This is a genomic window from Paraniabella hibiscisoli (assembly GCF_022512515.1).
Classification (GTDB): Bacteria; Bacteroidota; Bacteroidia; order Chitinophagales; family Chitinophagaceae; genus Niabella; species Niabella hibiscisoli.
The window spans coordinates 341,352-365,319 of the sequence record NZ_JAKWBK010000001.1 but is presented as its reverse complement, the minus strand read 5'-3'; the positions used below and the strand labels follow the sequence as shown (position 1 = coordinate 365,319).

Genomic DNA, 23,968 nt, shown 5'->3' with positions numbered 1-23,968 from the left:
AATGATGAGTGATGAAAATGATTAATCGGTGATGAGCCTTAGTCAGTTAAATAAAATGACGGAGTTTATGCTCCGGCTTCATTTGAATCATCCCTTTCTGATACTTCAGCAAAGAGTTTTTTTGCATTGTCATCGAGCAGCTCTGTATCGATATTGAGTTTGGGAATAATTTCAATCAGGGCATTAATGCGTCCCTCTGTTTGAAGGAATTTATTTAAAACCACTACTTTTTTATTATCTAAAATACAATAACCGCTTTGAAAATTCCCTCTTTCATACCTTAAAATATATCCGCACTGCTCCGGAATCGCTTCCAGCTTATCCAATGTATTTTGAGTATACTTGATCATTTTTTTGTTAATGCACAAAGATAAAGGTTTAAAAAAGGGAAGCAGGAGCATGTTAATATTATGGGGAATGTGAAAAATAGGCAGGCTCGTACTACATTTGCTTTTTTAATACATTATGGCCCAGGCTCGAAAAATTATCAACGACCCGGTATACGGCTTCATTACTGTCGATCATCCGCTTTTGTTGCAGATCATTTCCCACCCTTATTATCAAAGGTTGCGTAATATTCACCAGATGGCTTTTGCGCACCTGGTATACCCGGGTGCGGTACATAGCCGCCTGCATCACTCCCTGGGGGCATACCATTTAATGTGCACGGCATTGAGGGAACTTAAAGGCAAGGGGGCAGAAATAACGGAGGAAGAAGAACTGGGGGCAAAACTAGCCATTCTATTGCATGATATAGGGCACGGGCCTTTTTCCCATGCCCTGGAGCAGGAGCTCATTCAGGATACCCATCACGAACGCCTGTCCTTACTGATCATGCAGAAACTTAATGAGGAGTTTGACGGCCAGCTTCAAACAGGCATCGATATTTTTACTGATCACTATCCCAAGAAGTTTTTACACCAGTTGGTTTCTGGCCAGTTAGATGTGGACCGCATGGATTACCTGAATAGAGATAGCTTTTTTACCGGTGTTGCAGAGGGCGTTATCGGGTATGACCGGATCATCAAAATGCTGGCAGTGAATGATGGTAACCTGGTAGTTGAAGAAAAAGCTATTTATTCTATAGAGAAATTCCTGTTAAGCCGCAGGCTGATGTATTGGCAGGTATACTTGCATAAAACAGTAGTTGCTGCCGAAAAAATGCTGATCATGATCATTCGCCGGGCCAAAGCATTGATTGCAGCCGGGATAGAAACTACTGCTGCCACTCCTGCTTTTAACCGGTTTTTACAGGGAAGCCACAGCAACGGAGCTATTGAAGCCCTGCTGGATGATTTTTGCCAGATGGATGACCATGACATCATGGCTACTGTAAAAAACTGGTGCAGTCATAACGATGCAGTCCTTTCTCTTTTATGTAAAGCCATTATCCAGCGAAAAATAATGCGCATTAAGCTGCAGTCTACCCCAATAGAGGAATCTTTCCAACTGCAGAAAATAAAAGAAATAGTGCTGGCTACGGGTATTGATGAAAAGGATATGGACTATTTTGCGTTTGGCGGAGATGCCTCCAACCGGTTGTATAACGCTGATAATGAAAGTATCAACATTTTATATAAAGATGGATCTTTAAAAGATATTTCACAGGTAGATGATCCTTTGATTGACGTAAAAATCAGTGAGCCTGTCAAAAAATACTACTTTTGCTATTTACGGGTTTAAGTTTACGATTTTTAACTTTTAATAATTATTTACTTACCTACTTTCGATTCCAATAAAATATTTTAAAAATCCAAGAATGGTTTTTTCTGCTTCGCAAATTGCACTGCTAATAAATGGGAAGGTTGACGGCAACCCTGACGCCACTGTAAAGTCCTTTGGTAAAATTGAAGAAGCAGGAGAGGGGGAATTGAGCTTTTTAGCTAACCCTAAGTACGAAGAATATTTATACAATACAAAAGCAACAATTGTTATTGTTAATGATTCGCTTGAATTGAAACAAGCGGTTAATACTACTCTTATAAAGGTAAAAGATGCGTATAGCGCTTTTGCTCTTTTGCTGGGAAAGTACCAGGAGTTTCGGCAGCAGCAGCTAAAAGGCATTCAGCAACCGGTTTATATAGCGGCAACTGCCAGCTACGCCGATGATATTTTCCTTGGTTCTTTTGCCTATGTGGGAGAACAGGTAAAAATTGGAAGTGGTTCAAAAATCTACCCTGGTGTTTTTTGGGCGATAATGTAACCATCGGTAACAATGTAACTCTGCACCCGGGTGTGAAAGTGCTGCATAGCTGCCAGATTGGTAATAATGTTACCATACACGCCGGTACGGTAATAGGCAGTGATGGTTTTGGTTTCGCGCCGCAGGCGGACGGAAGCTTCTCTAAAGTGCCTCAAATTGGTAACGTAATTGTGGAAGATGATGTGGAGATAGGTGCTAACAGTACCATTGACCGTGCCACTATTGGCTCCACTATTATAAGAAAGGGAGCTAAGCTGGATAACCTCATTCAGATTGCACATAATGTTGAAATAGGCAGTAGCACAGTGGTAGCTGCTCAGGCAGGTATCAGCGGTAGCACCAAAATAGGTAAGGGTGTAATGATCGGTGGCCAGGCTGGTATCGTGGGCCATTTGCAAATTGGAGATGGTGCTAAAATAAATGCACAAAGCGGGGTAAGCAAGAACCTTGAACCGGGCAAAGCTGTTACAGGTTCACCTGCACACGAATACACCTCTGCATTGAGAAGCCAGGCGTTGAGCCGTAAACTGCCCGACCTTGAAAAACGTATCAAAGAGCTGGAGCAGGTAATACTGCAATTGAAACCAGCGGTGGAATAGCAACTATTTCAATTGATTCTAACTCCGTAAGAGTAACCATATCCAATATACTTTTAATGAAACCGGCAACAGGCGCACAACTATGGTCTTTAAGAAATGTGTTGCTACAAGAACCGGAAACAACGCTTGAAAAACTGGCGACAGCAGGGTATTCAGTAGTTGAACCTGCCGGATTCAATATTGATGAACGTACGATTCAGGGCTTTAAGCCGAAAGATTTAAAGAGCCTGGCTGACAGTCACGGGTTAAGAATTATCAGCGGACATTTTCAGCTTGATGTTAATACAGCGCCCGCTGTCTGCGATTATGCTGCACAATTGGGTATGAAATATTTTGTGGTTTTCAATTTAAGAGACGAATTGAAAATAAGCGTGGATAGCTACAAGACTGCTGCTAATGAGTTAAATAAAGTAGGGGAAATTGCCCGTGCATATGGTATTAAGGTGGGCTATCATAACCACGCCCATGAGTTTTCCCCAATGGGTGGTGTATTGCCTTTTGACATTTTATTGGATTATACCGACCCCGAACTGGTGGTTTTTCAACCAGACCTGGGATGGATGGGACTTGCGGGACAGGATCCGGTAAAAATTTTTGAAAGATTTCCTGGTCGCTTTCCGCTATGGCATTTTCGGGATATTGATGTTGATACGAAAAAATCTACCGCCATTGGTAGCGGAATGATCGATTTTGCACCTGTCATTGCGAACCAAAGCCTTGCAGGACTTGAATACGCCATTGTTGAAATGGCTTCGGATGCTGAAGACCCACTTGGTAAAATACTAAGTAGCCATAAAACGATAGAAAAACTATTCTAACTATTATTGGCGCTTTACCAGCCTGGCTTTTCTGATCACTACATCCTTTAACGGGCGGTCTTTATCCTTTCCTTTACTGGTAGCTACTGCCGCAATACTGTCAATAACAGGCAAGCCTTCTATTACTTCGCCAAATACGGTGTAGTTTTGATCCAGGTGAGGAGAGCCGCCAACCGTTTTATACGCCGCACGTTGTTCCTGCGGGATTTTTCTTCCATTCAACCTTTTTATTTCCAGTGTATCCAGGCCGCCATCGGTCCAAACCTTACCCTGTACAATATAAAACTGGCTGCCGCTGCTGGCTTTTTGCGGGTTTACATCATCACCTTCACGCGCCGCAGCTATCACGCCTTTTTGTGAAAAAGATCATGCTTAAATTCAGCAGGGACACATATACCCGGACCGCCTTCGCCTAACGGTTTGCCCGCTGCTGCTTTACGGCTGTCGGGATCGCCGGCCTGTATCATAAATTTATGGATGACACGATGAAATAAAACACCATCGTAGTACTTGCTTTTGACAAGCTTGATGAAATTGTCGCGGTGCAGAGGTGTTTCATCACTTAACCGGACACGCATAGAGCCGTGGTTAGTTTCCAGCAGTATATCTTTTCTGAGGTCTGCTTTACGAATTTTTTGTTGAGATGTACAACTTAAAACTACAAGGGAAAATAATATTACAAATAGCCTGGACATCAGATTTCGTTTTCTTCAAAATAAAGCAATACATGGTCTTTCAGGAAACTTTCCTGTTCAAACGGATTCAGGTCGGGCATGGGTTTTAACTGCTTGTAGTGTGGCCAGCCATCGGGGTCGGTGGCAGTGAGCTCATAATAACCGCTGGGTACCAGTAACCTGCACACCGCTATATGCATCAAATCTTGCTTTTGTTCTTTGGTAAACCTTTCTGCTACTGTGCCTAACTCCTGAATGCCAATCAAAAAAGGATAGTTTCCATATCCGGCTTTTTGCCAAAACGCTCCACTAGTTTGGCTTCCAAAGTCCACCAACGCACCTGTAAATCGTCATTATTAAACATGTCGCAAAAGTAAATGATTCAGGTAAGACTCTATTTGGTGATCAGGAAACAGCTTCTTTTAAGCTTGCCTTCAAAGTCGAAGGGCGTAGTAGCTTTGGTAATATCCCTGATGGAAGAGGCTGGGATTGCTTGTTCATCCAGCTGAAACTTCGTGTAGTTATTGCTGAAATAAAGTAAACCGCCCGGGGAGAGGGCATGTAGGCAGTTGTTGACCAGGGAAACGTGATCTCTTTGGATATCCAAAACGCCATCCATTTTTTTACTGTTACTAAAAGTAGGCGGATCCATCACAATAATATCAAAAGAAGCAGGGGCCAGTGTTTGAAGGTATTGTATAACATCGGCAGCTATAAAAATATACCGGCTTTCATCTGTAAAGCCATTCAGTTCGATATTGCGTTTAGCCCAGTTGGTATAAGTGTTGGACAAATCTACTGTAGTCACCTGTGCTGCGCCCCGGCTGCTGCATATACCGAGAAAGAGCCTGTATAGGCGAACAGATTCAGTACCCGCTTGCCTGCAGATTGCTCCTGCACCATTTTTCGGGTAGTTCTGTGATCGAGGAACAGCCCGGTATCCAGGTAATCGGCCAGGTTTACGATAAATTGTAAGCCATTTTCCTCTACAATAAATTCACTTTTCGTTTCAGCAGTCTTCTGATATTGTCCTTCACGGCCTGCTTTGCGTTGTCTCAATTTGGTAAATACATTTTCCGGCGCTATGCTAAGTACATCTGCCATAACCTGTGTACTTTGCATCATCCAAAATTGGTGTGCCTCCTCATTGAGGCTGTGATTTCGTTTATACTCAGATGCATAAAGCGTATCGCCATACTTTTCTATAATAAAAGGGAACTCAGGCAGGTCATGATCATAAATCCGGTAACAGGATATATTTTGCTTCCTGGCTATTTTTTGCAAATGCCTGTAAACCTTGGTTAACCGGTTTTTAAACATCTCGAATTTATCTGCTCCGCTCATCAATACAAATATTTGCACGAAAATAAACTTTCGGACAGGTTATAAGTAACAAAGTTTCAGGAACGGATACATATTCCCCAATTGCAGGGCGGAAGTCATCTTCAGGTCACGGTTTAAACCGTGACCTAGATTTAGAGTCCCGTCACCAACAAATTCCTGGCGGCTTTTTCACTACATTTTTGATATTTCGCATAAGCTCTGGCAGCTGCGCTTCTGATAGCTTCCGGCGATTGATCATTGGTATAAGCATCCAGCGCATCATGCAGCGTATAGGCTTCAGGGCTCATAAGACCGGTGCTCCAAACCAGTGGCCGGGCCTGGGTTTGTGATAAATGGGGGGCAAAGTATTTTTGCTGATGCAAGCCAGTATAATGGCATCGCGCTTTTTACCATCGGCATTCTGAAAAGATTCAGACAGCCTGAAATCCATCAATCCGTCATGGCCTACATAAGCAAGTAGCGAAGCGTTCCCATTAATACCGATACGCTTACCATCAACTTCTAACACTTCTTTTAACTGGCCGGAGCAACTCCTTAAAAAATCAACGGTACATTCTTTAATATACATGCCATTGTAAGCATCAGCTATAAGATATATATTCTTTTGCCGGTTTTTAAACACCAGCCTTTGCATTTTTATGCCATCCTGCTTAATGCTTTTAATAAATGTCCAGTAGCTGCTTTTCTTAAAATAGGTTTGTACGCCGAAAGCGCAACCCCAGTACAGGTTATTGTCGGGATCCTGGCCATTCCCGATTTTTGCCGGAACGGGTACAATTCCCTGGTATTTATTGTCGCACAATGCTACCAATATATGAATATTCTTTTGAGTGGTATCATATACCGGTTCATTTGCAACGAGCGCATCGGGTGTAACTAATCCCACGTTTGCTGACGGAGTAGCATGGCAACCAATGATATATATAAAAGATAAAGAGAAAAAGCATTTAACCGAAAAGCGCATATACAAAGCTTTGTTTTTTCACAAACAGATTTATCAAAATCTATGACGCTGTATTCCGAATTTTGCATAGGAAAAAGACAAATAATTTTCCGAAATTAGTGAGTCGTACATGTATGCAATTGTTGACATAGAAACTACGGGTGGTTATGCTGATGCTAATGGCATAACCGAGATATGCATCGTTGTTTTAGATGGGAGCGAGGTGGTGGAGCGGTATGAAACGCTGATCAATCCACTGCATCGTATACCTACCTATATAGAAGCATTAACGGGGATCAGCAATGCGATGGTAGCAGAAGCGCCTGTTTTTGAAGAAGTGGCGGAACGTATTTATGAATTGCTGAAAGATAAAATATTTGTGGCCCACAGCGTAAACTTCGATTACTCTTTTGTGCGCAACCAGTTGCAAGCCTGCGGGTATACTTATGATGCGAACAAGCTGTGTACGGTAAGGATGAGCCGCAAAATATTGCCCGGATATCAGTCGTACAGTTTGGGCAAATTATGCAATGCATTGGGTATAAAGCATGTCAACCATCACAGGGCTGGTGGCGATACCGACGCTACGGTTGCATTATTTCAAATGCTGCTGGAGCATGATCAAGAGGGGCATATACTTAAAAGTCTGAAGCGTACTTCTAAAGAGCATGTGTTGCCACCTAATGTTCCTAAAACGGATTTTGAAAACCTGCCCTATACCGCGGGGTCTATTATTTTCATGACGAGAAAGGAAAAGTGGTATATGTAGGCAAGGCTAAAAATATACGTTACAGGGTAAGCAGCCATTTCAGTAATAATTCAACCTCAAGGCAAAAGCAGAATTTTATGCGGGAAGTATACCGTATTAGTTTTGAAGAATGTGGTACAGAATTGATGGCTGCTGTAAAAGAGTCCTCGGAGATAAAAAGATTATGGCCACGTTTTAATGCTGCCCAAAAAAGGAGGGAAGATATGTATGGCATTATTCGCTATTACGATCAGAATGGATATACAAGATTGGCCGTAGATAAAGTGAACAGTCGGTATGAAGTGGTCAGTTCTTACCATCATTTAGAAAATGCGGCGGCAGCATTACGACAGCTCGTTCAGGATTTTAATCTTTGTCCCCGGCTTTGCTTTATCGGCGAAAAAATATACGATGAAACAACGCATGCTATTATATGCAAAGGGGCCTGTGATAAAAAGGAGGCGACAGTCGATTATAACTGGCGGGTTGAATCGGCTATCAATAAGCTAAAGAGCCTGCCATCTTTTGTTATTATTGATGAGGGTATCACCCGTGACCAAAATTCATGCATTCTTGTGTGGCAGGGGAAATTTTATGGGATGGGATTTATACCTCTAAACACTGTAGTAGACGAACCGGAAGTAGTTAAAAGCCTTGTACAACCCTACAAAGAAAATAGCACGATAACCAATATGCTTTTCAGTTATGCCAAGCGATATCCCACCAGGATAAAAACTTTTAATGCTATAATCTAACCTGGATGAATGATTTCTACCGGTTTTTGTTTAAACTTGTACCCGTTAATTTAATTAACGATAAGCTCCAAACAGTATTAAACATTTCCACTCAATAAAAAATATCAACAAATGAAGTATCTACTAACGCTTGCCGCCATCGCGCTTATTTCCTTTCAGCCTGTTAAAAAGAAGAAAGTAATCTTTTTTGGAGATTCTATAACCAGGCAGGGTGCAGATGCCGGAGGCTATATTCCTAAAGTAGATAGCCTTTGTAAGCTCGATAAGCAAGGAGATGCTTTTGAGTTTGTTGGTAAGGGCATAGGTGGCAACCGCGTATACGACCTGTTTTATCGTTTCCAGGAAGATGTATTGGATCAAAAACCAGATGTGGTAGTGGTTTATATTGGTATTAATGATGTTTGGCATAAAACAACCAGTGGAACCGGAACTGAACTAAGTAAGTTTGGTGCTTTTTATGATAAAATGATTACCAAAATGAAGGCCCAGGGTATCCAGGTGGTGATGTGTACGCCTTCGGTGATTGGGGAGTTTAATGATGGTACTAACCTGCAGGATGGAGACCTTAATTTCTATTCCAAATGGATACGGGAATATGCCGGTAAGAATAATATACCGGTTGTTGATTTGCGCAAATCTTTTATGGATTATCTCAAAATAAACAACCCGCGTAACCAGGATAAGGGCATTTTGACTACGGATAAAGTACATCTGAATGGCGCAGGTAACCTTTTGGTCGCACAGGAAATGTGGAATACGCTGAAAAAAATTAAATAGATCTATTGCAGGCTTTATTTGAAGATTACTCCTTAACTAATTGGGTGCTCCTGGCGTTATCGGCCTTTTTTATCGGCCTGGCCAAGGCTGGTTTGAAGGGTATTGATATGCTGAATGTAACCCTCATGGCCATAGTGCTGGGTGGTAAGGCATCCACCGGGGTAGTGTTACCCTTGTTATGTGCAGCCGACCTGATGGCCGTAAAATACTATCACCGGCATGCGGAATGGAAGCATTTCTGGAAGCTGATTCCCTGGATGGTCGTTGGTGTGCTGGTAGGCGTGTTTGCCGGTCAGCATATGAATGAAGCTGTGTTTCGAAAAATAATGGCTACGATCATTGTGATCACTGTAGTTATTATGCTGTATATCGAGGTAAGGAAAACGATGATCGTTCCATCCAATAAATTCTTTGTATCCGGTATGGGACTAATCTCTGGTTTTACCACTATGATAGGGAATCTGGCAGGCGCTTTTGCTAATATTTATTTTTTAGCGATGCGCATGCCCAAGAATAATTTTATCGGTACGGCGGCATGGGTGTTCCTGGCGATCAATTTCTTTAAACTACCCTTCCAGGTATTTGTTTGGAAAAATGTTACAGCCAATACTTTAAAAACGGATGCGATGTTGCTGCCTGCCTTGCTGGTGGGGTTTTTATTGGGTATTAAAATTGTAGCATTAATAAAGGACACCAGTTACCGGCGTTTAATTATCGGGTTGACTTTTATCGGTGCAATTTTTATTTTCCTGAAAAGATAAGTGTATAAAAAAGGGAGCGACAACTCCCTTTAATTTTTATCCGGTTACTTCAACGAGGTAGTAATTCTTTTTCCCTTTTTGAAGCAGGAGATATTTGCTGTGAAGCAGATTGTTGTTGCCCACTGATAGCTGTGCGTCTTCTACTTTTCTGCGATTCAACTGTACACCGCCACCCTGCACTAATTTGCGGGCTTCGCCTTTGCTGGCGGTTATTTTTGCGTCAGCCAGAAAACTTACGATATCAATTCCGTTCTCAATAGCTTCTTTGCTAATAGTTGATTTTACAACTCCTGCCATACCTTCCAGATCTTCTATACTCATTTCTTCAGCGGGCTTGTTCTGGTCAGCAAAAAGCTTTTCTGTAGTGGCTACAGCTTGCTCGTAAGCCTCAGTGCCATGTACAAAGCTTGTCACCTCGCGGGCCAGTGACTTTTGTAGTACACGTTTAGCCGGATCTTGTTGATGTTCTTCAACCAGCTGGTTGATAGTTGGTTCATCTAAAAAGGTGAATATTTTGATCCAGTTTTCGGCATCCGCATCGCTGGCGTTCAACCAAAACTGGTAAAATTGGTAAGGTGTAGTGCGTTCAGGGTCTAACCATATGTTCCCGCTTTCTGTTTTACCGAATTTAGTGCCGTCCGCTTTTCTGATCAGCGGACAGGTAAATGCAAAAGCCTCACCCTGCACTTTTCGGCGCACGAACTCCGTCCCGGTAGTAATATTACCCCATTGATCGCTGCCACCCATCTGCAGTTTACAATTATTTTCTTTAAACAGATGGAAGAAGTCATAGCCCTGCATCATTTGGTAAGCGAACTCTGTATAGCTGATGCCTACTTCACCTTCAAATCGTTTTTTCACACTGTCCTTTGCCATCATATAGTTCACCGTAATGTGCTTCCCGGCATCGCGTAGAAAATCGATAAACGAAATCGTTTTAAACCAATCGTAGTTGTTCACCATTAAGGCGGCGTTGGGTTTTGACGGGTCAAAGTCCAGGTATTTTTCCAGCTGGGCTTTGATACCGGCTACATTTTCAGCCAATTGTTCCTCATTCAGGAGGTTTCTTTCCTCACTTTTACCGCTCGGGTCACCGATCATGCCTGTTGCGCCACCCACTAAAGCAATAGGACGGTGCCCTGCTTTTTGCATGTGCACCAACAGTAAAATAGGTACCAGGCTGCCAATATGCAGGCTGGTTGCTGTAGGGTCGAAGCCAATATAACCGGTTGTGATTTCTTTTTTCAGTTGTTCATCGGTACCGGGGATCATGTCCTGCACCATTCCACGCCATTTCAGTTCTTTTATTAAATCCATGGGCGCAAAAGTACGTTTTTACCTTGTTGGGCGAATATTATTGAGCATTTAACTAATTCTATTGATGATTAGTATGATAATGTTAATTTCGCATCAGCCCTTTAATTTGGTAATGTGATAAAATGCTGATAGTACTGCCATTATGGTGACCTTGACGACTAACAGGCCATTTAAGTAAGCGCAGTATAGAGCTGACCGGTAAATATTAATAACTGTTTAGTGACTATAAGAAAATTTATACCCTTTGTAAGCACTGTTCTGGCAGTTCAATTCTGTTGCCAGCAGGCTGTTGGGCAGTTTAGAAAATACTCCAACGAATTTTTGAATATAGGGGCAGGCGCCCGTGGCCTGGCTATGGGTAGCGCCCAGGCTGCTTCTGTAACCGACGGAACGGCGGGGTACTGGAACCCTGCCGGGTTGGTGAATGTACAGGGCCGTACTGAAGTGAACTTAATGCACTCTGAGTATTTTGCCGGGATAGGGAAATATGATTTTGCGAATGTAGCTATACCCACCACCAATGAAAAAGAGTGTTGGGCCTTTCCGCTATGAGGTTTGCAGTAGATGATATTCCCAATACACTCTTCCTGGTCAACCCGGATGGGTCGCTTAATTATAATAATATCCAGACTTTTTCTTCTGCTGATTATGCCTTCTTATTGTCTTACGGACAAAACCTCAGCAAAACGGAAAATAGTATGGTGAATTTTGGGGCCAATGCAAAAGTGATCTATCGAAATGTAGGCAAATTTGCCCAGGCCTGGGGGTTTGGTTTGGACGCTGGTTTACAGGTGTTTAAAGACAAATGGAGATTTGGAATAGTAGCAAAGGACATAACCAGCACCTTTAATACCTGGACCTTCAATTTTAGCGAGAAAGAAAAAGAAGTGCTATACCTTACCCAAAATGATATCCCGGTTAAATCATCGGAGCTTACCGCACCAAGAGTAACAGTAGGAGCATCCCGTGTTTTTAATATTGGTAAAACCTCAACGGTATTGGCCGAAACTGACTTTGACCTGACTTTTGATGGGAAAAGAAATACGGTGGTGAGCAGCGATGCAGTTAGTATCGATCCTAAAGTTGGATTAGAATATGGGTACAAGAATATTTTTTCGTAAGAGGAGGGATTAATAATTTTCAACAGGGGTTAGCCGACGGAGATACGCTCAACCAAAAAAGGTTTGGATCTACCAGCCCAGTGTGGGTGTGGGTTTTAGGGTCAAATCTGTTGTAATAGATTATGCGTTCGCCAACCTGGCCAATCAATCAAACCCTTTGTTTACCCATGTTTTTTCTCTAAGACTGGATTTGAATCGCGAAAAGAGATCCTCGGTATTTTAAATTAATGAGTATTCGATGAAGAAACTGCTGACTATATTTTTCCTGTTGTATACGGTGGCCGCAACGGCGCAATCATTCAATAATGAATGGATCGACTATAGTAAAACCTATTATAAATTTAAAGTAGGAACTACCGGCCTTTATCGTATTCCACAAACGGCCCTGGCCGCCATCAACCTGGGTAATGCTGATGTGTCAGCTTTCCAGCTATGGCGTAACGGTGAAGAAGTAGCCATTTATACATCTAATCAAACCGGAGTATTGGCTGCAGGCGGGTTCATAGAGTTTTGGGGTGAAGCCAATGATGGTAAAGCGGATCAGGTTTTATACCGCAACCCTTTAGACCAGATTAATAACAGTAAAAGTTTGTTTACCGATACGGCGGCTTATTTCCTTACTATTAATACAGCTGGCAGCAATAAAAGGCTTGTGCCAACGGCTAATACCATACCGGCCGGTGCAGTTGCTGAGCCTTATTTTATGCATACAGCAGCTATTTATCCTAATGAAACCATACACCTGGGTCCGTACGGAGGCGCTGTTTCTGAAGCCGCTATATCGGCATCTTTTGAAGAGGGAGAAGGTTGGACCTCTAATGAAATATCAGAAAACCAAACACGCAGCTTAACTCAGACCAGCCTGTTTCCTTTTACAGGAGCCGGAGCGCCCCAGATGCAAGTGAGTATGAATGTGGTGGGCAATAGTCCTAACAGCCGTACCGTGCAAGTGAAGCTTAATAATGTAGAGTTATGGAATACCACGTTAAATGGTTTTAGTTATTCGAGGTTGTCTAACAATTTGCCTGTATCAACCCTTAATGGTTCCACCGAAAATATATCTGTAGCTAATATAGCTACGGTACCTAATAACCGGATCAAGATCGGAACCTTTGAAATTACTTATCCCCGTAGTTTTAATTTAGGGGTGCCGGTAATTTTCGTTTGAAGTTACCTGGAGTTGCAGGTGGCAAATACCTGGAGATAGCTGGTTTTAGCAATTCCGGAACGCCGGTTTTGTACGATTTAGGCACCGGCCGGAGATATGAGGCAGATGCTTCCAATCCGGCTCTTATAAAGGTATACCTGCAGCCTACAGTTGCTAATGCTGAAATAGTGATAGCGAATACCGCAACGGCCAATATCAGAACAATCAGCAATTTTGAAACCAGGAACTTCGTAGATTATTCAGCTACTGCTAACCAGGGCGATTATCTGATGATCACCCACAGGGCTATTTTAAATGGTTCGGGTGGCGCTCAGCCTGTCGAAGCATACCGTGCTTACAGGAGTTCGATGGCGGGAGGTAGTTATAATGCTAAAATATACCTGATTGATCAACTCACAGATCAGTTCGCTTACGGAATTAAAGGAAGTCCCCTGTCCGTAAGAAATTTCCTGCGTATGGCCAGGAGCAAATATGCCACAAAAATTAAGAACACTTTCATTATAGGCAGAGGCGTCAAGTATACCTCTGCGCGGTATAACGAATCCAATGCAATAATGGAGCGGCTTCACATGATTCCTACATTTGGCGAACCTGCTTCTGATGTGCTACTAGCTGCTGAAGGAAGCAGCTCGGTTCCGCTAACGCCGATTGGCCGCGTTTCTGTTATTAGCGGGGATGAGTTGACGACCTACCTGGACAAAGTAAAACAATATGAGCAGGAGCTTACTCCCGTGGCCGGTGTAAACGCCAGTTCCTGGAAGAAAAATATTATTCACATGGTGGGGGCCAATGACCAGGGTCTTATTGGGCAACTGTCGGGTTATTTGAATGCGCATGAGGCAATTATTCGGGATACGCTCCATGGTGCCCAGGTAACAGATTTTGTAAAGAGTTCCATACCCGGTAGTGAGCAAACGGCTACGGAGCGACTAAAAAACCTGATGAATAGTGGTGTAAACCTGCTTACCTATTTTGGTCATTCTGCTGCCACCACTTTAGCTTACAACTTAGAAGACCCTGCAAATTACTCCAACTTCGGAAAATATCCCGTATTTCACATGATGGGGTGTAATGTGGGGGACATCTTTATTTTCGATCAATCCAGGATATCTGCCATTAATACGATATCAGAGAGATACCTTTTTGCCAAAGAGAGAGGGAGTGTGGGCATGATGGCGGGGACCAGTTTCGGTTATGTATCTAATTTGGGACAATATAATGGCGAATTGTATAAGCTTCTTGCCCGTACAGGTTACGGACTTACATTGGGTGAGCTAATGCAAAAAACCATTACTAACTATTTCGCTGCTTCCGGGGGCAGTCAAATATTTTTGACCGGGCGCAAGCTGAAGAGTATACGTTAAACGGAGATCCGGCTATCAGGTTGTACCAGTTTAGCAAGCCAGACTATGCAATAGAGGACGCGATGGTAACCGTAACGCCGGGTATTATATCAGTAGCGGAATCTAACTTTTCCATAAAAGCTAAAATCCTCAATTTGGGGAAGGCGGTGAACCGTGATCTCATAGTAGAGTTAAAAAGAACTTATGCTGATATGTCTACAAAGATCGTAAGGCGTGACACACTACCCGGTATACGCTATGCGGATTCCATCAATTATCAAATTGAAATAGACCCTGCCATGGATAAAGGGGCTAATAAGTTTACGATTACAATTGATCCGGAAAACAATATTGAAGAACTTTTTGAGAATAATAATACGCTGACGAAAGATATATTTATTTACGAAGACGATATTAAGCCCATCTACCCGTACGATCTTTCAATTGTAAACAAGCAGGGCATTGTGTTTGCTGCATCTACTGGTAATCCTTTTGCAGGATCCAGGAGTTATATTATGGAGATGGATACAAGCAAGCTGTTTAGTTCGTCTGCGAAAGTATCTCAAACAAAAAATTCAACGGGCGGTGTTGTTGAGTTTTCGCCCAGCATAACTTTTAGAGATAGCGTTGTTTATTACTGGCGGGTGGCTGCTGTTCCTTCTTCAGGTCAGGAGCAGGTTTGGAGCGGTGCATCTTTTACGTATATACCCGGCGCCAATAGCGGGTATAGCCAATCGCATTATGCGCAGTTTAATAATGATGATTTAAATGAGTATATAAAAATTAAAGAGTCGGGGCTATGGGTGTATGACAGTCTTAAGTCGACTATCACAATAAGCAATGCGATTTTCCCTACGATCACTCCAACTTCAGTAAGAGATTACGCTTTACAAATCGACGATGTTTATCACCAGTATTTTTTCTTGGACCGCCAAACATTGAGTCAAATCCCCAACAAAATTCTTTACGTTTTTATTTGATCAATAATATAGATTTAACTCCTGTTAAGAACGTAGACTTAGGTACAAGCGGTAAGTACGGTAGTTATAGACCTATTCCATGGAATCAGAATGCTAAACCTGAGTTTTTTCAATTTGATGTTTCGACTCCTGCGTCGAGAATGGTAGTAATGAATTTTCTTGATTCTATACCAACAGGGTTTTATGTAGGGCTTACGAGCGGCCAAATGGAACAAATGATTTTGCCTTCTATTTGGCAGGCAGACACTGCTGTTTTTGGAAATAATGTATCGCTCTACCATAAATTAAAGACAATAGGGCTTACTCAACTAGACTTGGTTCGTGACACAGTTCCATATATTTTTATTTATCAAAAAGGTAAAACAGTTCCCTTAGCGCAGGTGGTTGGAACCGATATTAGAGATCTTTTAAAAGTGACTATTACTGTTCCTGTAAGTCGTACAACGGGTATACTCAAATCTTCCGCTTTCTCCAAGGCTAAATCCTGGAGTCAATTAGTTTGGGATGGCAACAGCCTGGAAAATCCTTCAACGGACCAGGCGTTTATTACTGTTTCCGGCATTGATCAAAATGGGGCAGAAGATAAATTAATAAGTGATATACCTGTTTCTCAAAATATGGTTGACCTGTCTTCTATTAATGCAGCAAATTATCCTGGTCTTCGGGTTAGTCTTCAAACTACAGATACAACTAACCGGTCTCCCTACCAGCTAAAGTATTGGAGGGTTTACGGTACTGCTGTTCCCGAAGGTGCTGTAGCGCCTAATCTTTACTATAACAAGATAGATACAGTTGATGTGGGCGCTCCTTTGAATTTGAGCATGGCATTTAAAAATGTAAGCAGTATTGGTTTTGATAGCCTAAAGGTTAGGCTTTCTATACGAAATAAAGATAATGTGGAAAGCATTGTTACGCTTCCCAACTTAAAACCTTTGATAGCAGGTGATACCGTAAGGATCAATATACCTGTCAATACAAAATCGCTGGCAGGAAGTAATCTTGCCCTTTTGGAGTTCAACCCAGGCATGCATCAGCCGGAGCAACACCAGTTCAACAATTTTATATACCAGAATTTTTATGTGAGAGGCGATACTACGAATCCTTACCTGGATGTAACCTTTGATGGTGCCCGTATTTTAAACCGTGACATTGTATCTAGTAAGCCTAATATTATCATGAAGCTGACAGATGACTCTCAATATATGTTGCTGAACAATACAGAGCTGATAAAAGTCCAGCTAAAACATCCGGACGGTGCGGTGCGGGACTACCAGTTTAATAATGATACATTGGTATTAACACCGCCTAGCCAGGGTGGCAATAATGGAAATACAGCGATGGTGACCTTTAAACCAAACTTGCTGGCAGATGGGGATTATGAATTAATCGTGAGTGCAAAGGATCAGAGTGGAAATACAGCAGGCGCTCTCAATTACCGCATCGCATTTCAGGTGATTAATAAACCTATGATCTCTAATTTACTCAACTACCCAAATCCTTTCACCAGTTCAACGGCATTTGTATTTACGCTAACAGGTTCTGATATACCCCAGAACATACGTATACAAATATTGACGGTGACAGGTAAAATTGTTAGAGAAATCACTAAGGCTGAGTTGGGGCCTTTACGGATTGGTAGAAATATTACCGAGTATAAGTGGGATGGAACCGATCAATATGGCCAAAAGTTGGGTAATGGGGTTTATTTGTACAGGGTGCTCACCAATCTTAATGGCAGAACCCTGGATAAATACAGCACCAAGGATAATAATACTGATAAGTATTTCAATAAAGGTTATGGCAAAATGGTGTTGATCAGGTAATCGATACGCTAAACGATGCTTTTATGTTGTTATTTGATATCGTTATCCCAACTTATAATAACCTGGGTGAACTTCGGAAGTGCCTGGAAGGCTTAGAGGTACAGACGCTACAAAATTTTAAAGTATGGATTGCTGTGGATGGATCTACCGACGGTACTTTAGAATATTTGTTAGAGAGCCGGTTTCAGTTTCCGCTGGCGTTGCTCGAACACTCCGATAAGAAGAATCATGGAAGAGCCGCAACACGTAATCTTGCATTGGCTCATTTGACGGCTACTTATGTTTTGTTTCTGGATTCCGACCTGGTGGTACAAAGCGACTATCTTCAATCGCATTATTCGGCTCTCAGTAGGGGAAATATAATTTCATTAGGGCAAATAAAATACGAAAAGGGAAATATTTGGGGAGAGTACGATATGACGCGTGGTATGAACCAATTTCAGGAAGACCTGGCCGAATTACCTGCCAGATATATTTTGACTGGAAATGTTTCTATGCCCGCTTCAGTGTTCGTCGCTTTGAATGGTTTTGATGAAGGCATTTTAACATACGGAGGAGAAGATACAGAATTGGGATGCAGGATACAAAAAGAATTTGGCTTGAAAATTCTTTTTAACCAACGTGCCCTAGCCTTCGGGGTAATGGAGAAGTCTTTGGATTTTGCTTTGCAACAACGGGAGGCTTTTGCCAATGAAGGGTTAAAATACCTACTGAAAAAGCACCCCTGGGCAAAAGATATTTTTCGTACCCGTCTTTTGAAATCTGCCGCGGGGAAAATGTTATACCATTTAATTCCAAGGAAGATATTGATGCAGGCTGCTGAAAGTTCACGTATACCACTCATTATCAGGTTAAAGGTGGTGCATCTGCTGGTTTTTTATCATTTATACAGAGGCTATCATCGTTGATCATCAAATTACCGGTGTTTTCTGATATGCTTGTCGTCAATGCCCTTGGTTAGTACTCTGAAGGATTTAAGAACCGGGTAGAGAAAATAAAAGTTGCGATGTAGTTTAAATGTTTGGAGATCTTCCGCGGAAGGCATGCTTCTTTGTTTAAAGCCGGCAAGAATAAAAGCAATTTTCTCCGACAAAGAGTCTTTGAGGAATAACTGGCTTCTGTTGTCGAGGTTGTCCAGGGCGGTATCCCGGTAGGATCTTTTACCCAGGAGTCGCTCTATAAAAAGGCTTTTACTTTCTCCGATACTGTTTTTTTATTGCCTGTATGGGAGAAGGGAGATGAACTCCCATTAATTCAGAGGAGAGGTAACAACAAACGTCTGCTGCCTTTACCAATCGGAGATTTGTAAAGGCTTCTTTAATATATAGAGCATCGATAGCGGAATTATTTGCATAATTAATCTGGCAAAGATCTACGATATTTTTAAGTACTCTGAAGCCGTCGTGATTGGAATGATGAATAAAAAGCGTAAGGTAATGCGCATTGGCATTTAAAGCATTTACCTCGCGCCTGGCCAAAGTAATTTTATCCGAATTGTTGAATAATTGTGCATGTGCCTGCTTGTGGATCCTTATAAAATTTTCGGTTATCCTCCAGTGAAACTCAATATGAAATTCTCTGACATCATTTTTAAACTTGTCGAAATTGAGGCTGTTACTTTTGGTGAAAATTTGCTCTTTAAAGTAGCTGTATTCAACTTCGTTCTCAAAAAGATAACCATCTGCTATCATGAGTTTTAATACCTCTCTGAAATCTTTATGAGAAATAACAAGGTCTATATCGCTTGATTCCCTTGAAATAATATCGCCATAAAACTGGCCCGAAAAAGCTACCCCCTTGTAGGGTGTGCATTCAATACCTTTAGTTTCCAAGAGTGTAATAATTCTCTCCGTTTCCAGTGCTTGTTTAAAGTTATTCTGCACTAAGGCAAACTGACTTTGTTTTATTCGGGACACAACTGCCGCAGGTAAACGGACTTTGCTTAATATTTTGTAAACAATGGGTTCAATTCTATGGTACTTTGAAAGATAGATAACGTCGTTCCAGTCTATTGTATCCGTATCAATACAGCGCTGTAAGGTTGATAGTTCTTCGGTATTAAAATGCAGCCTGCAACACAACAGCACTACTGCTATTTCAATTCCATATTTTGATTTCACGTCCTGGGTAGGTATCATAACTGCTGCATATTATAAAGTTCGGCAAATACGCCTTTTTTATTAATCAGTTCATCAAAAGATCCCTCCTCCGCAATACGACCTTCCTGCATTACATATAAGTGGTCAGCAATCTTTAAATTATATAGCCGGTGCGTTATCAAAATCACCATTTTATTTTTTGCAATAGCCTTGATCTGTTTAAATATCTCATATTCTGCCGGCGCATCCAACGCGCTGGTAGGTTCATCCAAAACAATAAGTTCAGCATCCTTCCTGTAAAAAACTCTTGCCAGGGCAATTTTTTGCCACTCTCCACCGCTTAACTGTGCACTACCTTCAAATATGCGTCCCATGCGGGTTTGGTAACCCTGCGGTAGTCTTGATATCACAGTTTCAGCCCCCGCTGACCGTGCAGCAGCCTCAATATTTTCCATTGTTTTCGTGGGGCCTTGCTCGCCCATGACAATGTTCTCCTCGATGGTGAAAAAATACTTCTCGAAATCCTGGAACAGGAATACCGTCCGGTCTTTATATGCGTCTTCGGGTATATCCCGCAACGGAGTGTTGTCAAATAAGATGCTTCCCTGTTCTGCTTCGTACAACTTAGCCAGGAGCTTTATTAATGTAGATTTTCCCGAACCATTTTCTCCTACAATAGCAATAATTTGCCCTGGTTGGCATTGAAGGGAAATGTCTTGAAGTATCGGCCTCCCGGTAGAGTTGTATTGAAAGTAAAGATTGTCAATTTTAAGGCCTGAGTGATGGATAGGAAAAGGATTTTGATTACCTACCTTTGGAGATACAGGGATGTCCAGGAACAAAAAGAGATCCTGTAAAAAATACGTTGCTGAAAAATCTGAACAATACTTTGCAGGAAGTTTTTTGAATTATGCTGCAGGTTCTGAAAGCCCTGGATGTAGACTACGAATAATCCCAGGGTTACTGCTCCCTCGATAGTTTGCTTCGATAATATAGCAAATATGATCGCCATAGCAATGATTTCCACAGCTTCTGCAACGAGGCTATAACGGGTCAGTTTACTGTTTAAACGCTGTTTTTGCATACGAATGGTTCTTCGAATGCTGACGAATTTTTCTATAAAGAAGGAGCCAAACCCAAAAACCCTGGTTTCTTTTGCAAAGCTTACACCAGTTAAAATGTGATGTAAATAATTGCTTTCTCTTTCGAGTGGCGTTAGCTTTCGCTCCTGTTGCATAATGGCGATGCCATAATACCATTTTATCGCCGCCAGTGGTAGAGAAAGGCAATAAAGAATAAGGCAAAAAAGGATTTCATGCTGATAAAAAGACCAATAGAAATAACAACGCAAAGCCTGAAGTAATAAAACTGGTAAAGCTGGTTAAAAGCATACCGGCTCTAAAAAGTGACTGTTGCTGTGCCAGGTGCAGGTTATCATGGTAAGCAGGGTTCTCATAATACCCGTAGTCAACACTTACGGCTTTTTCCAACACTTGCTTCGACAGGTAGTCGGTGAGCCTGGGCTGATAAATAGTAATAATATAGCTCGCGTATTGTTGTACCAGGGCCAGCGACAATTGGGCAATAGCAAAATATACGATTAGAGGAATAAGTTGAGAGAATGCTGCTTTGTTCGTAACACCTTCTACCAGTATTTTTACAAGGTACAATGAGAGTACTGGTAGCATAGCCTGTACAATATGCAGGCATAAAGTTAGTAGCGCCAGGGAATGACTGGTATGCCATAAAAGCATTACCGAACGCCTGATATTCTTTGCCAGATCTTTAGGGCTGAAGTTACTTAAAGTTATTGCCATTTGTTTTGGTAAACACTTTGTATAATATATTCATTAGGATTACAAAAACCTGTTATTATTTTTCCGCCCGCAACCGCCCATGCATGTGCTTCTATTTCTTTCTTATTAGGGTCTTTTTTAAAGCCTATAAAAATCAGGCAAGGTATTTTATAAAAGTTGCAAAGTAACTTAGCCTGGTATGCCTGGTGCCTGCATACGTTCTTCCAGGAAATATATTTTGCGACAACTTGTATGGCCCAACCTATATCATTCGCTTTTTTGTCAGGTAACTGATGGTCAGTTGTTATCAATGCTGTTTTTTTCCCGAGCCGGGCCCTTTGATTGAAAAACTTAAAAAGAAAGTAGGTATACACTGAGAGCCAGAATGTTTGAAGCACTATAATTTTCCTTGAAGGGCTTAACTGCTTAAACGATTTGATTTTGTTGATCATTCTTCAATAATCAACTTCCTGGAAACAAAAAGTTAATGGTGTTTTTTACTTCTTTTTCACAATTTAATTTCGAAATATCATATTCGTTTTCCAGTTGCTGGCATATCGCTTCTACTGATGAGTTGTTTTCAATTCCTTTAAGAATTTTAAAGGATGTTTCATTCAGTGAGAAATACTCATTGGTAGCGCTGTTAAAAGCTACACCTTCTTCTCTAGCTGAGTTATTAATATGTCTTTTGCGTTAAATTGGTAGCCCATGCTGATATATTTAAACTAATCAAAATTAGTTTGTAAAAATAAGGCAAATTGTAAAGCCTTTAAGAGTCGTTGCATTTGATACGGTTGTATATACTCTTCCTTTAAGTACGATTGCCAGGTTTTTGTCAAATCACCTGTATTGATATATTGATTTGCGGCAGCACTCTTTCTTACTGTATGGATAGCTTCGGTAATTTCTGTGCGCTGTGCCTTTACTCTATATGATATGTCAGCACTTTGCAGACCTTTTCTTTTTCAAACAAAACCTTGTCAGGGATTTTGCCACTCATCATACGTTTTACCAGCATCCGGTTATTGTAATGGTCATCAAAAAAAGCTTCATTGGGTATGCTAAAAAAGTATTCCATAAGATCTAAGTCGGTGCAAGGGTCTCGTAACTCAAATCCATAGTAGTGCCCGCATACAGCCCCTCTTAGACTTCTTAAATAATAAAAGTCAATAAAAAGTTCTTTTATTTCTTGGACGTCAGAAATATGCCGGTATATCTCTTTGTCATTTTTTGCGATGTCTTCCTTAATATTATATGCGTCTAAAACCGACTGGTTAAGAAATATATTAGACACATATTTTTCAAGGCTATCAACAACATCTCTTCTTTTATTAAGATATTTATTAAAGTATTTTTTGCCGATTCTTTTTGCTATTTGTGTTCTTAAAAACTGATAAGGATGTAAGATTAAGCTTGCTAGATTAAAGGGGAGCAAATAGTCTGTACCAGCAAACGAGATACTGCCATTACCCCCTTCACCGCTTAGCAGTGTTCCAAATTTTTCTTGCGATGTTGTTTTGTAGATGTCATATACCCAATATAAATTGGCTGATCCGTGAGACGGAGCATTACAGACATTCATAGCTTCTACCATCCCTTGCACTATGCTTTGTTTTTCAGATGACAGAAGAATTGGGTTAATATTTCCTGAAGCATTGGCTACTTCCGTTATAAGAGGTGTTTCATCTAAGATTCGGCGATGCTGCTCTTTGTCGCTTTGAATTTCTTTGACAAAAAGCGGAACATGACTAAATGTAGTGAGTACAGTGCCTTGCGGCTTTAATAGGTCGGCTGCTATATAGCTAACAGCACTGCTATCCAATCCCCGCTTAGCATAGAGGCTACTGGCTTGTGGCTTCGCAACCTGGCTTTTACTGCCGATTGAAAAAGGTGGAGCATTTCATCAGCGTAATCCTGTTTGTTTTTACGATAGCTGATCGAGATGTTTTTAGGATGCCAGTAGCGTTCCTGACTCACTTTCCTGTTTTTCACTGAAAGCATGTGCGCTATTGGCAGCGAAAATATGTCCTGGAAGTAGGTGCCATGTTTATCGATCGAGTCATCCCATAAGGTTAGATGTCGGACGAAATGAAGCTCATTTAGTCTTCTCTTATAACTGGGAAGTGATAGGATACTTTTAATGGAAGAGCTGAAGTAAAAACCTGTTTCATCTTGGTAATAATACAAAGAGGTATACCCCATTTGATCACGCGCTATAAATAATGCTTGGTCGGAATAGTCAAAAACTGCAAAACTCCAGTCACCTTTTAAGTATTGAACACAATCCCTTTTCCATTTCAAGTAAGATTGCAAAATGAGTGTTCCGTCAGTGCATCTGTCGTCAATTTTTAATCCTAATTTACCGGCAAGCTCAACCCGGTTGTCAATTCTCCCCTGTGCTGTGAAAAGTACTTGTTCTTGTTTAAGATAAATCGGGAGATTTTCATAAACAGCCTCAGGTGTATTGGCTACCAGCATGTGTCCTGCACCAACATTTCTTTGTGTTTCAAAATGATGCTTGCTATGAGGGAAGTCCTTGATGGGATCATACATCTGCTTATGTATAAGCATTCCATCATCGTCGTTTTGATAGTTACAAAATCCCCATATCAGGCTCATGACGAGGCATTTTAAAGCATAAAAAAGCAGGGAGTATTATTCCCTGCTTAAAAAAATTAATATAGATTATGACTTTACGT

30 protein-coding genes and 2 pseudogenes are annotated in these 23,968 nt (G+C 41.4%); 16 read left to right on the top strand and 16 right to left on the bottom strand.

Annotated elements, in window-relative coordinates:
• Positions 1 to 65 precede the first annotated feature (65 nt).
• Positions 66 to 326 carry a hypothetical protein gene (locus tag MKP07_RS02290; RefSeq protein WP_240844818.1) on the bottom strand — a complete coding sequence of 87 codons (261 nt, stop codon included), beginning with the start codon at positions 324 to 326 and terminating at the stop codon, positions 66 to 68.
• A gap of 139 nt (positions 327 to 465) precedes the next feature.
• Here MKP07_RS02290 and MKP07_RS02285 point away from each other — a divergent pair, with 139 nt between their 5' ends.
• The 4 genes from MKP07_RS02285 (at position 466) to MKP07_RS02270 (ending at position 3,620) form a co-directional block, all read left to right on the top strand.
• The gene (locus MKP07_RS02285) at positions 466 to 1,683 is read left to right on the top strand and encodes an HD domain-containing protein (protein WP_240844817.1); all 1,218 of its coding nucleotides are present in this window, start codon (positions 466 to 468) and stop codon (positions 1,681 to 1,683) included.
• A 76-nt stretch (positions 1,684 to 1,759) separates the two neighbouring features.
• Positions 1,760 to 2,203, top strand: a complete 444-nt coding sequence (locus MKP07_RS02280) for an LpxD N-terminal domain-containing protein (protein WP_240844816.1) — start codon at positions 1,760 to 1,762, stop codon at positions 2,201 to 2,203.
• Positions 2,188 to 2,802 (top strand): UDP-3-O-(3-hydroxymyristoyl)glucosamine N-acyltransferase, encoded by a 615-nt coding sequence (lpxD, locus tag MKP07_RS02275; protein ID WP_240844815.1) that lies wholly within the window; start codon positions 2,188 to 2,190, stop codon positions 2,800 to 2,802. The genes MKP07_RS02280 and lpxD overlap by 16 nt, the downstream gene beginning before the upstream one ends.
• Positions 2,803 to 2,858: 56 nt before the next feature.
• Complete coding sequence (locus MKP07_RS02270; protein WP_240844814.1) at positions 2,859 to 3,620, top strand: sugar phosphate isomerase/epimerase family protein; 762 nt, start codon at positions 2,859 to 2,861, stop codon at positions 3,618 to 3,620.
• A 3-nt stretch (positions 3,621 to 3,623) separates the two neighbouring features.
• Here MKP07_RS02270 and MKP07_RS02265 read toward each other — a convergent pair.
• The 6 genes and pseudogenes from MKP07_RS02265 to MKP07_RS02240 all read right to left on the bottom strand — a co-directional run bounded on the left by MKP07_RS02265 (position 3,624) and on the right by MKP07_RS02240 (position 6,602).
• Positions 3,624 to 4,198 (bottom strand): annotated as a pseudogene (locus MKP07_RS02265) (peptidylprolyl isomerase).
• A 116-nt stretch (positions 4,199 to 4,314) separates the two neighbouring features.
• A complete protein-coding gene (locus MKP07_RS02260) occupies positions 4,315 to 4,626 on the bottom strand; it encodes a hypothetical protein (protein ID WP_240844813.1) in 312 nt (103 codons plus the stop codon).
• Positions 4,627 to 4,688: 62 nt separating this feature from the next.
• Complete coding sequence (locus tag MKP07_RS02255) at positions 4,689 to 5,102, bottom strand: methyltransferase domain-containing protein (protein ID WP_240844812.1); 414 nt, start codon at positions 5,100 to 5,102, stop codon at positions 4,689 to 4,691.
• Positions 5,099 to 5,638 (bottom strand): class I SAM-dependent methyltransferase, encoded by a 540-nt coding sequence (locus tag MKP07_RS02250; RefSeq protein ID WP_240844811.1) that lies wholly within the window; start codon positions 5,636 to 5,638, stop codon positions 5,099 to 5,101. Before MKP07_RS02250 ends, MKP07_RS02255 begins: the two co-directional genes overlap by 4 nt.
• Positions 5,639 to 5,769: 131 nt before the next feature.
• Positions 5,770 to 5,925 (bottom strand): hypothetical protein, encoded by a 156-nt coding sequence (locus tag MKP07_RS02245; RefSeq protein ID WP_240844810.1) that lies wholly within the window; start codon positions 5,923 to 5,925, stop codon positions 5,770 to 5,772.
• Positions 5,922 to 6,602: a hypothetical protein gene (locus MKP07_RS02240; protein WP_240844809.1), complete on the bottom strand. Its 681-nt coding sequence runs from the start codon at positions 6,600 to 6,602 to the stop codon at positions 5,922 to 5,924. Before MKP07_RS02240 ends, MKP07_RS02245 begins: the two co-directional genes overlap by 4 nt.
• A gap of 109 nt (positions 6,603 to 6,711) precedes the next feature.
• Between MKP07_RS02240 and MKP07_RS02235 the strand changes: the two genes are divergently transcribed.
• The 5 genes and pseudogenes from MKP07_RS02235 to MKP07_RS02220 all read left to right on the top strand — a co-directional run bounded on the left by MKP07_RS02235 (position 6,712) and on the right by MKP07_RS02220 (position 9,622).
• Complete coding sequence (locus MKP07_RS02235) at positions 6,712 to 7,350, top strand: 3'-5' exonuclease (RefSeq protein ID WP_240844808.1); 639 nt, start codon at positions 6,712 to 6,714, stop codon at positions 7,348 to 7,350.
• Positions 7,338 to 7,421 (top strand): annotated as a pseudogene (locus MKP07_RS41980) (hypothetical protein); the annotation flags it as partial. The gene MKP07_RS02235 and the pseudogene MKP07_RS41980, both read left to right, overlap by 13 nt.
• 6 nt (positions 7,422 to 7,427) lie before the next feature.
• The gene (locus MKP07_RS02230; RefSeq protein ID WP_394803710.1) at positions 7,428 to 8,084 is read left to right on the top strand and encodes a GIY-YIG nuclease family protein; all 657 of its coding nucleotides are present in this window, start codon (positions 7,428 to 7,430) and stop codon (positions 8,082 to 8,084) included.
• 111 nt (positions 8,085 to 8,195) lie between these two features.
• On the top strand, positions 8,196 to 8,861 hold the full coding sequence (locus tag MKP07_RS02225) for an SGNH/GDSL hydrolase family protein (protein WP_240844806.1): 666 nt from the start codon (positions 8,196 to 8,198) through the stop codon (positions 8,859 to 8,861).
• A gap of 5 nt (positions 8,862 to 8,866) precedes the next feature.
• Entirely contained in the window at positions 8,867 to 9,622 is a 756-nt protein-coding gene (locus MKP07_RS02220; RefSeq protein ID WP_240844805.1) for a sulfite exporter TauE/SafE family protein, read from the top strand.
• 36 nt (positions 9,623 to 9,658) lie between these two features.
• Here the strand turns inward: MKP07_RS02220 and tyrS are convergent, their stop codons facing one another.
• Positions 9,659 to 10,939, bottom strand: coding sequence for a tyrosine--tRNA ligase (gene tyrS, locus MKP07_RS02215; protein ID WP_240844804.1), 1,281 nt, complete (start codon positions 10,937 to 10,939; stop codon positions 9,659 to 9,661).
• A gap of 219 nt (positions 10,940 to 11,158) precedes the next feature.
• On the opposite strand from tyrS, the gene MKP07_RS02210 reads away from it, so the two are divergent.
• From MKP07_RS02210 to MKP07_RS02180, 7 genes are all read left to right on the top strand, one after another.
• Positions 11,159 to 11,491 (top strand): hypothetical protein, encoded by a 333-nt coding sequence (locus MKP07_RS02210; protein ID WP_240844803.1) that lies wholly within the window; start codon positions 11,159 to 11,161, stop codon positions 11,489 to 11,491.
• Positions 11,470 to 12,060 carry a PorV/PorQ family protein gene (locus MKP07_RS02205; RefSeq protein ID WP_240844802.1) on the top strand — a complete coding sequence of 197 codons (591 nt, stop codon included), beginning with the start codon at positions 11,470 to 11,472 and terminating at the stop codon, positions 12,058 to 12,060. The genes MKP07_RS02210 and MKP07_RS02205 overlap by 22 nt, the downstream gene beginning before the upstream one ends.
• 238 nt (positions 12,061 to 12,298) lie before the next feature.
• Positions 12,299 to 13,228 carry a hypothetical protein gene (locus MKP07_RS02200; protein ID WP_240844801.1) on the top strand — a complete coding sequence of 310 codons (930 nt, stop codon included), beginning with the start codon at positions 12,299 to 12,301 and terminating at the stop codon, positions 13,226 to 13,228.
• Positions 13,225 to 14,592, top strand: a complete 1,368-nt coding sequence (locus MKP07_RS02195; RefSeq protein WP_240844800.1) for a C25 family cysteine peptidase — start codon at positions 13,225 to 13,227, stop codon at positions 14,590 to 14,592. Before MKP07_RS02200 ends, MKP07_RS02195 begins: the two co-directional genes overlap by 4 nt.
• A 20-nt stretch (positions 14,593 to 14,612) precedes the next feature.
• Complete coding sequence (locus MKP07_RS02190; protein ID WP_240844799.1) at positions 14,613 to 15,551, top strand: CARDB domain-containing protein; 939 nt, start codon at positions 14,613 to 14,615, stop codon at positions 15,549 to 15,551.
• Positions 15,548 to 17,374, top strand: coding sequence for a hypothetical protein (locus tag MKP07_RS02185; protein ID WP_240844798.1), 1,827 nt, complete (start codon positions 15,548 to 15,550; stop codon positions 17,372 to 17,374). The genes MKP07_RS02190 and MKP07_RS02185 overlap by 4 nt, the downstream gene beginning before the upstream one ends.
• Positions 17,375 to 17,397: 23 nt before the next feature.
• Positions 17,398 to 18,282 carry a glycosyltransferase family 2 protein gene (locus tag MKP07_RS02180; RefSeq protein ID WP_240844797.1) on the top strand — a complete coding sequence of 295 codons (885 nt, stop codon included), beginning with the start codon at positions 17,398 to 17,400 and terminating at the stop codon, positions 18,280 to 18,282.
• A 282-nt stretch (positions 18,283 to 18,564) separates the two neighbouring features.
• Here the strand turns inward: MKP07_RS02180 and MKP07_RS02175 are convergent, their stop codons facing one another.
• The 8 genes from MKP07_RS02175 to MKP07_RS02145 all read right to left on the bottom strand — a co-directional run bounded on the left by MKP07_RS02175 (position 18,565) and on the right by MKP07_RS02145 (position 23,888).
• Positions 18,565 to 19,512, bottom strand: a complete 948-nt coding sequence (locus tag MKP07_RS02175) for a nucleotidyltransferase domain-containing protein (RefSeq protein ID WP_240844796.1) — start codon at positions 19,510 to 19,512, stop codon at positions 18,565 to 18,567.
• Positions 19,509 to 20,315, bottom strand: a complete 807-nt coding sequence (locus MKP07_RS02170; RefSeq protein WP_240844795.1) for an ABC transporter ATP-binding protein — start codon at positions 20,313 to 20,315, stop codon at positions 19,509 to 19,511. The genes MKP07_RS02175 and MKP07_RS02170 overlap by 4 nt, the downstream gene beginning before the upstream one ends.
• Complete coding sequence (locus tag MKP07_RS02165) at positions 20,282 to 20,710, bottom strand: hypothetical protein (RefSeq protein WP_240844794.1); 429 nt, start codon at positions 20,708 to 20,710, stop codon at positions 20,282 to 20,284. The genes MKP07_RS02170 and MKP07_RS02165 overlap by 34 nt, the downstream gene beginning before the upstream one ends.
• A gap of 76 nt (positions 20,711 to 20,786) precedes the next feature.
• On the bottom strand, positions 20,787 to 21,290 hold the full coding sequence (locus tag MKP07_RS02160; protein ID WP_240844793.1) for a hypothetical protein: 504 nt from the start codon (positions 21,288 to 21,290) through the stop codon (positions 20,787 to 20,789).
• Complete coding sequence (locus tag MKP07_RS02155) at positions 21,281 to 21,721, bottom strand: lasso peptide biosynthesis B2 protein (protein WP_262919117.1); 441 nt, start codon at positions 21,719 to 21,721, stop codon at positions 21,281 to 21,283. The genes MKP07_RS02160 and MKP07_RS02155 overlap by 10 nt, the downstream gene beginning before the upstream one ends.
• Before the next feature lie 10 nt (positions 21,722 to 21,731).
• Positions 21,732 to 21,950 carry a PqqD family protein gene (locus MKP07_RS41975; protein WP_394803614.1) on the bottom strand — a complete coding sequence of 73 codons (219 nt, stop codon included), beginning with the start codon at positions 21,948 to 21,950 and terminating at the stop codon, positions 21,732 to 21,734.
• A gap of 241 nt (positions 21,951 to 22,191) precedes the next feature.
• Positions 22,192 to 23,091: an asparagine synthase-related protein gene (locus tag MKP07_RS02150; RefSeq protein WP_240844791.1), complete on the bottom strand. Its 900-nt coding sequence runs from the start codon at positions 23,089 to 23,091 to the stop codon at positions 22,192 to 22,194.
• Entirely contained in the window at positions 23,064 to 23,888 is an 825-nt protein-coding gene (locus MKP07_RS02145; RefSeq protein ID WP_240844790.1) for an asparagine synthetase B family protein, read from the bottom strand. Before MKP07_RS02145 ends, MKP07_RS02150 begins: the two co-directional genes overlap by 28 nt.
• Positions 23,889 to 23,968 lie beyond the last annotated feature (80 nt).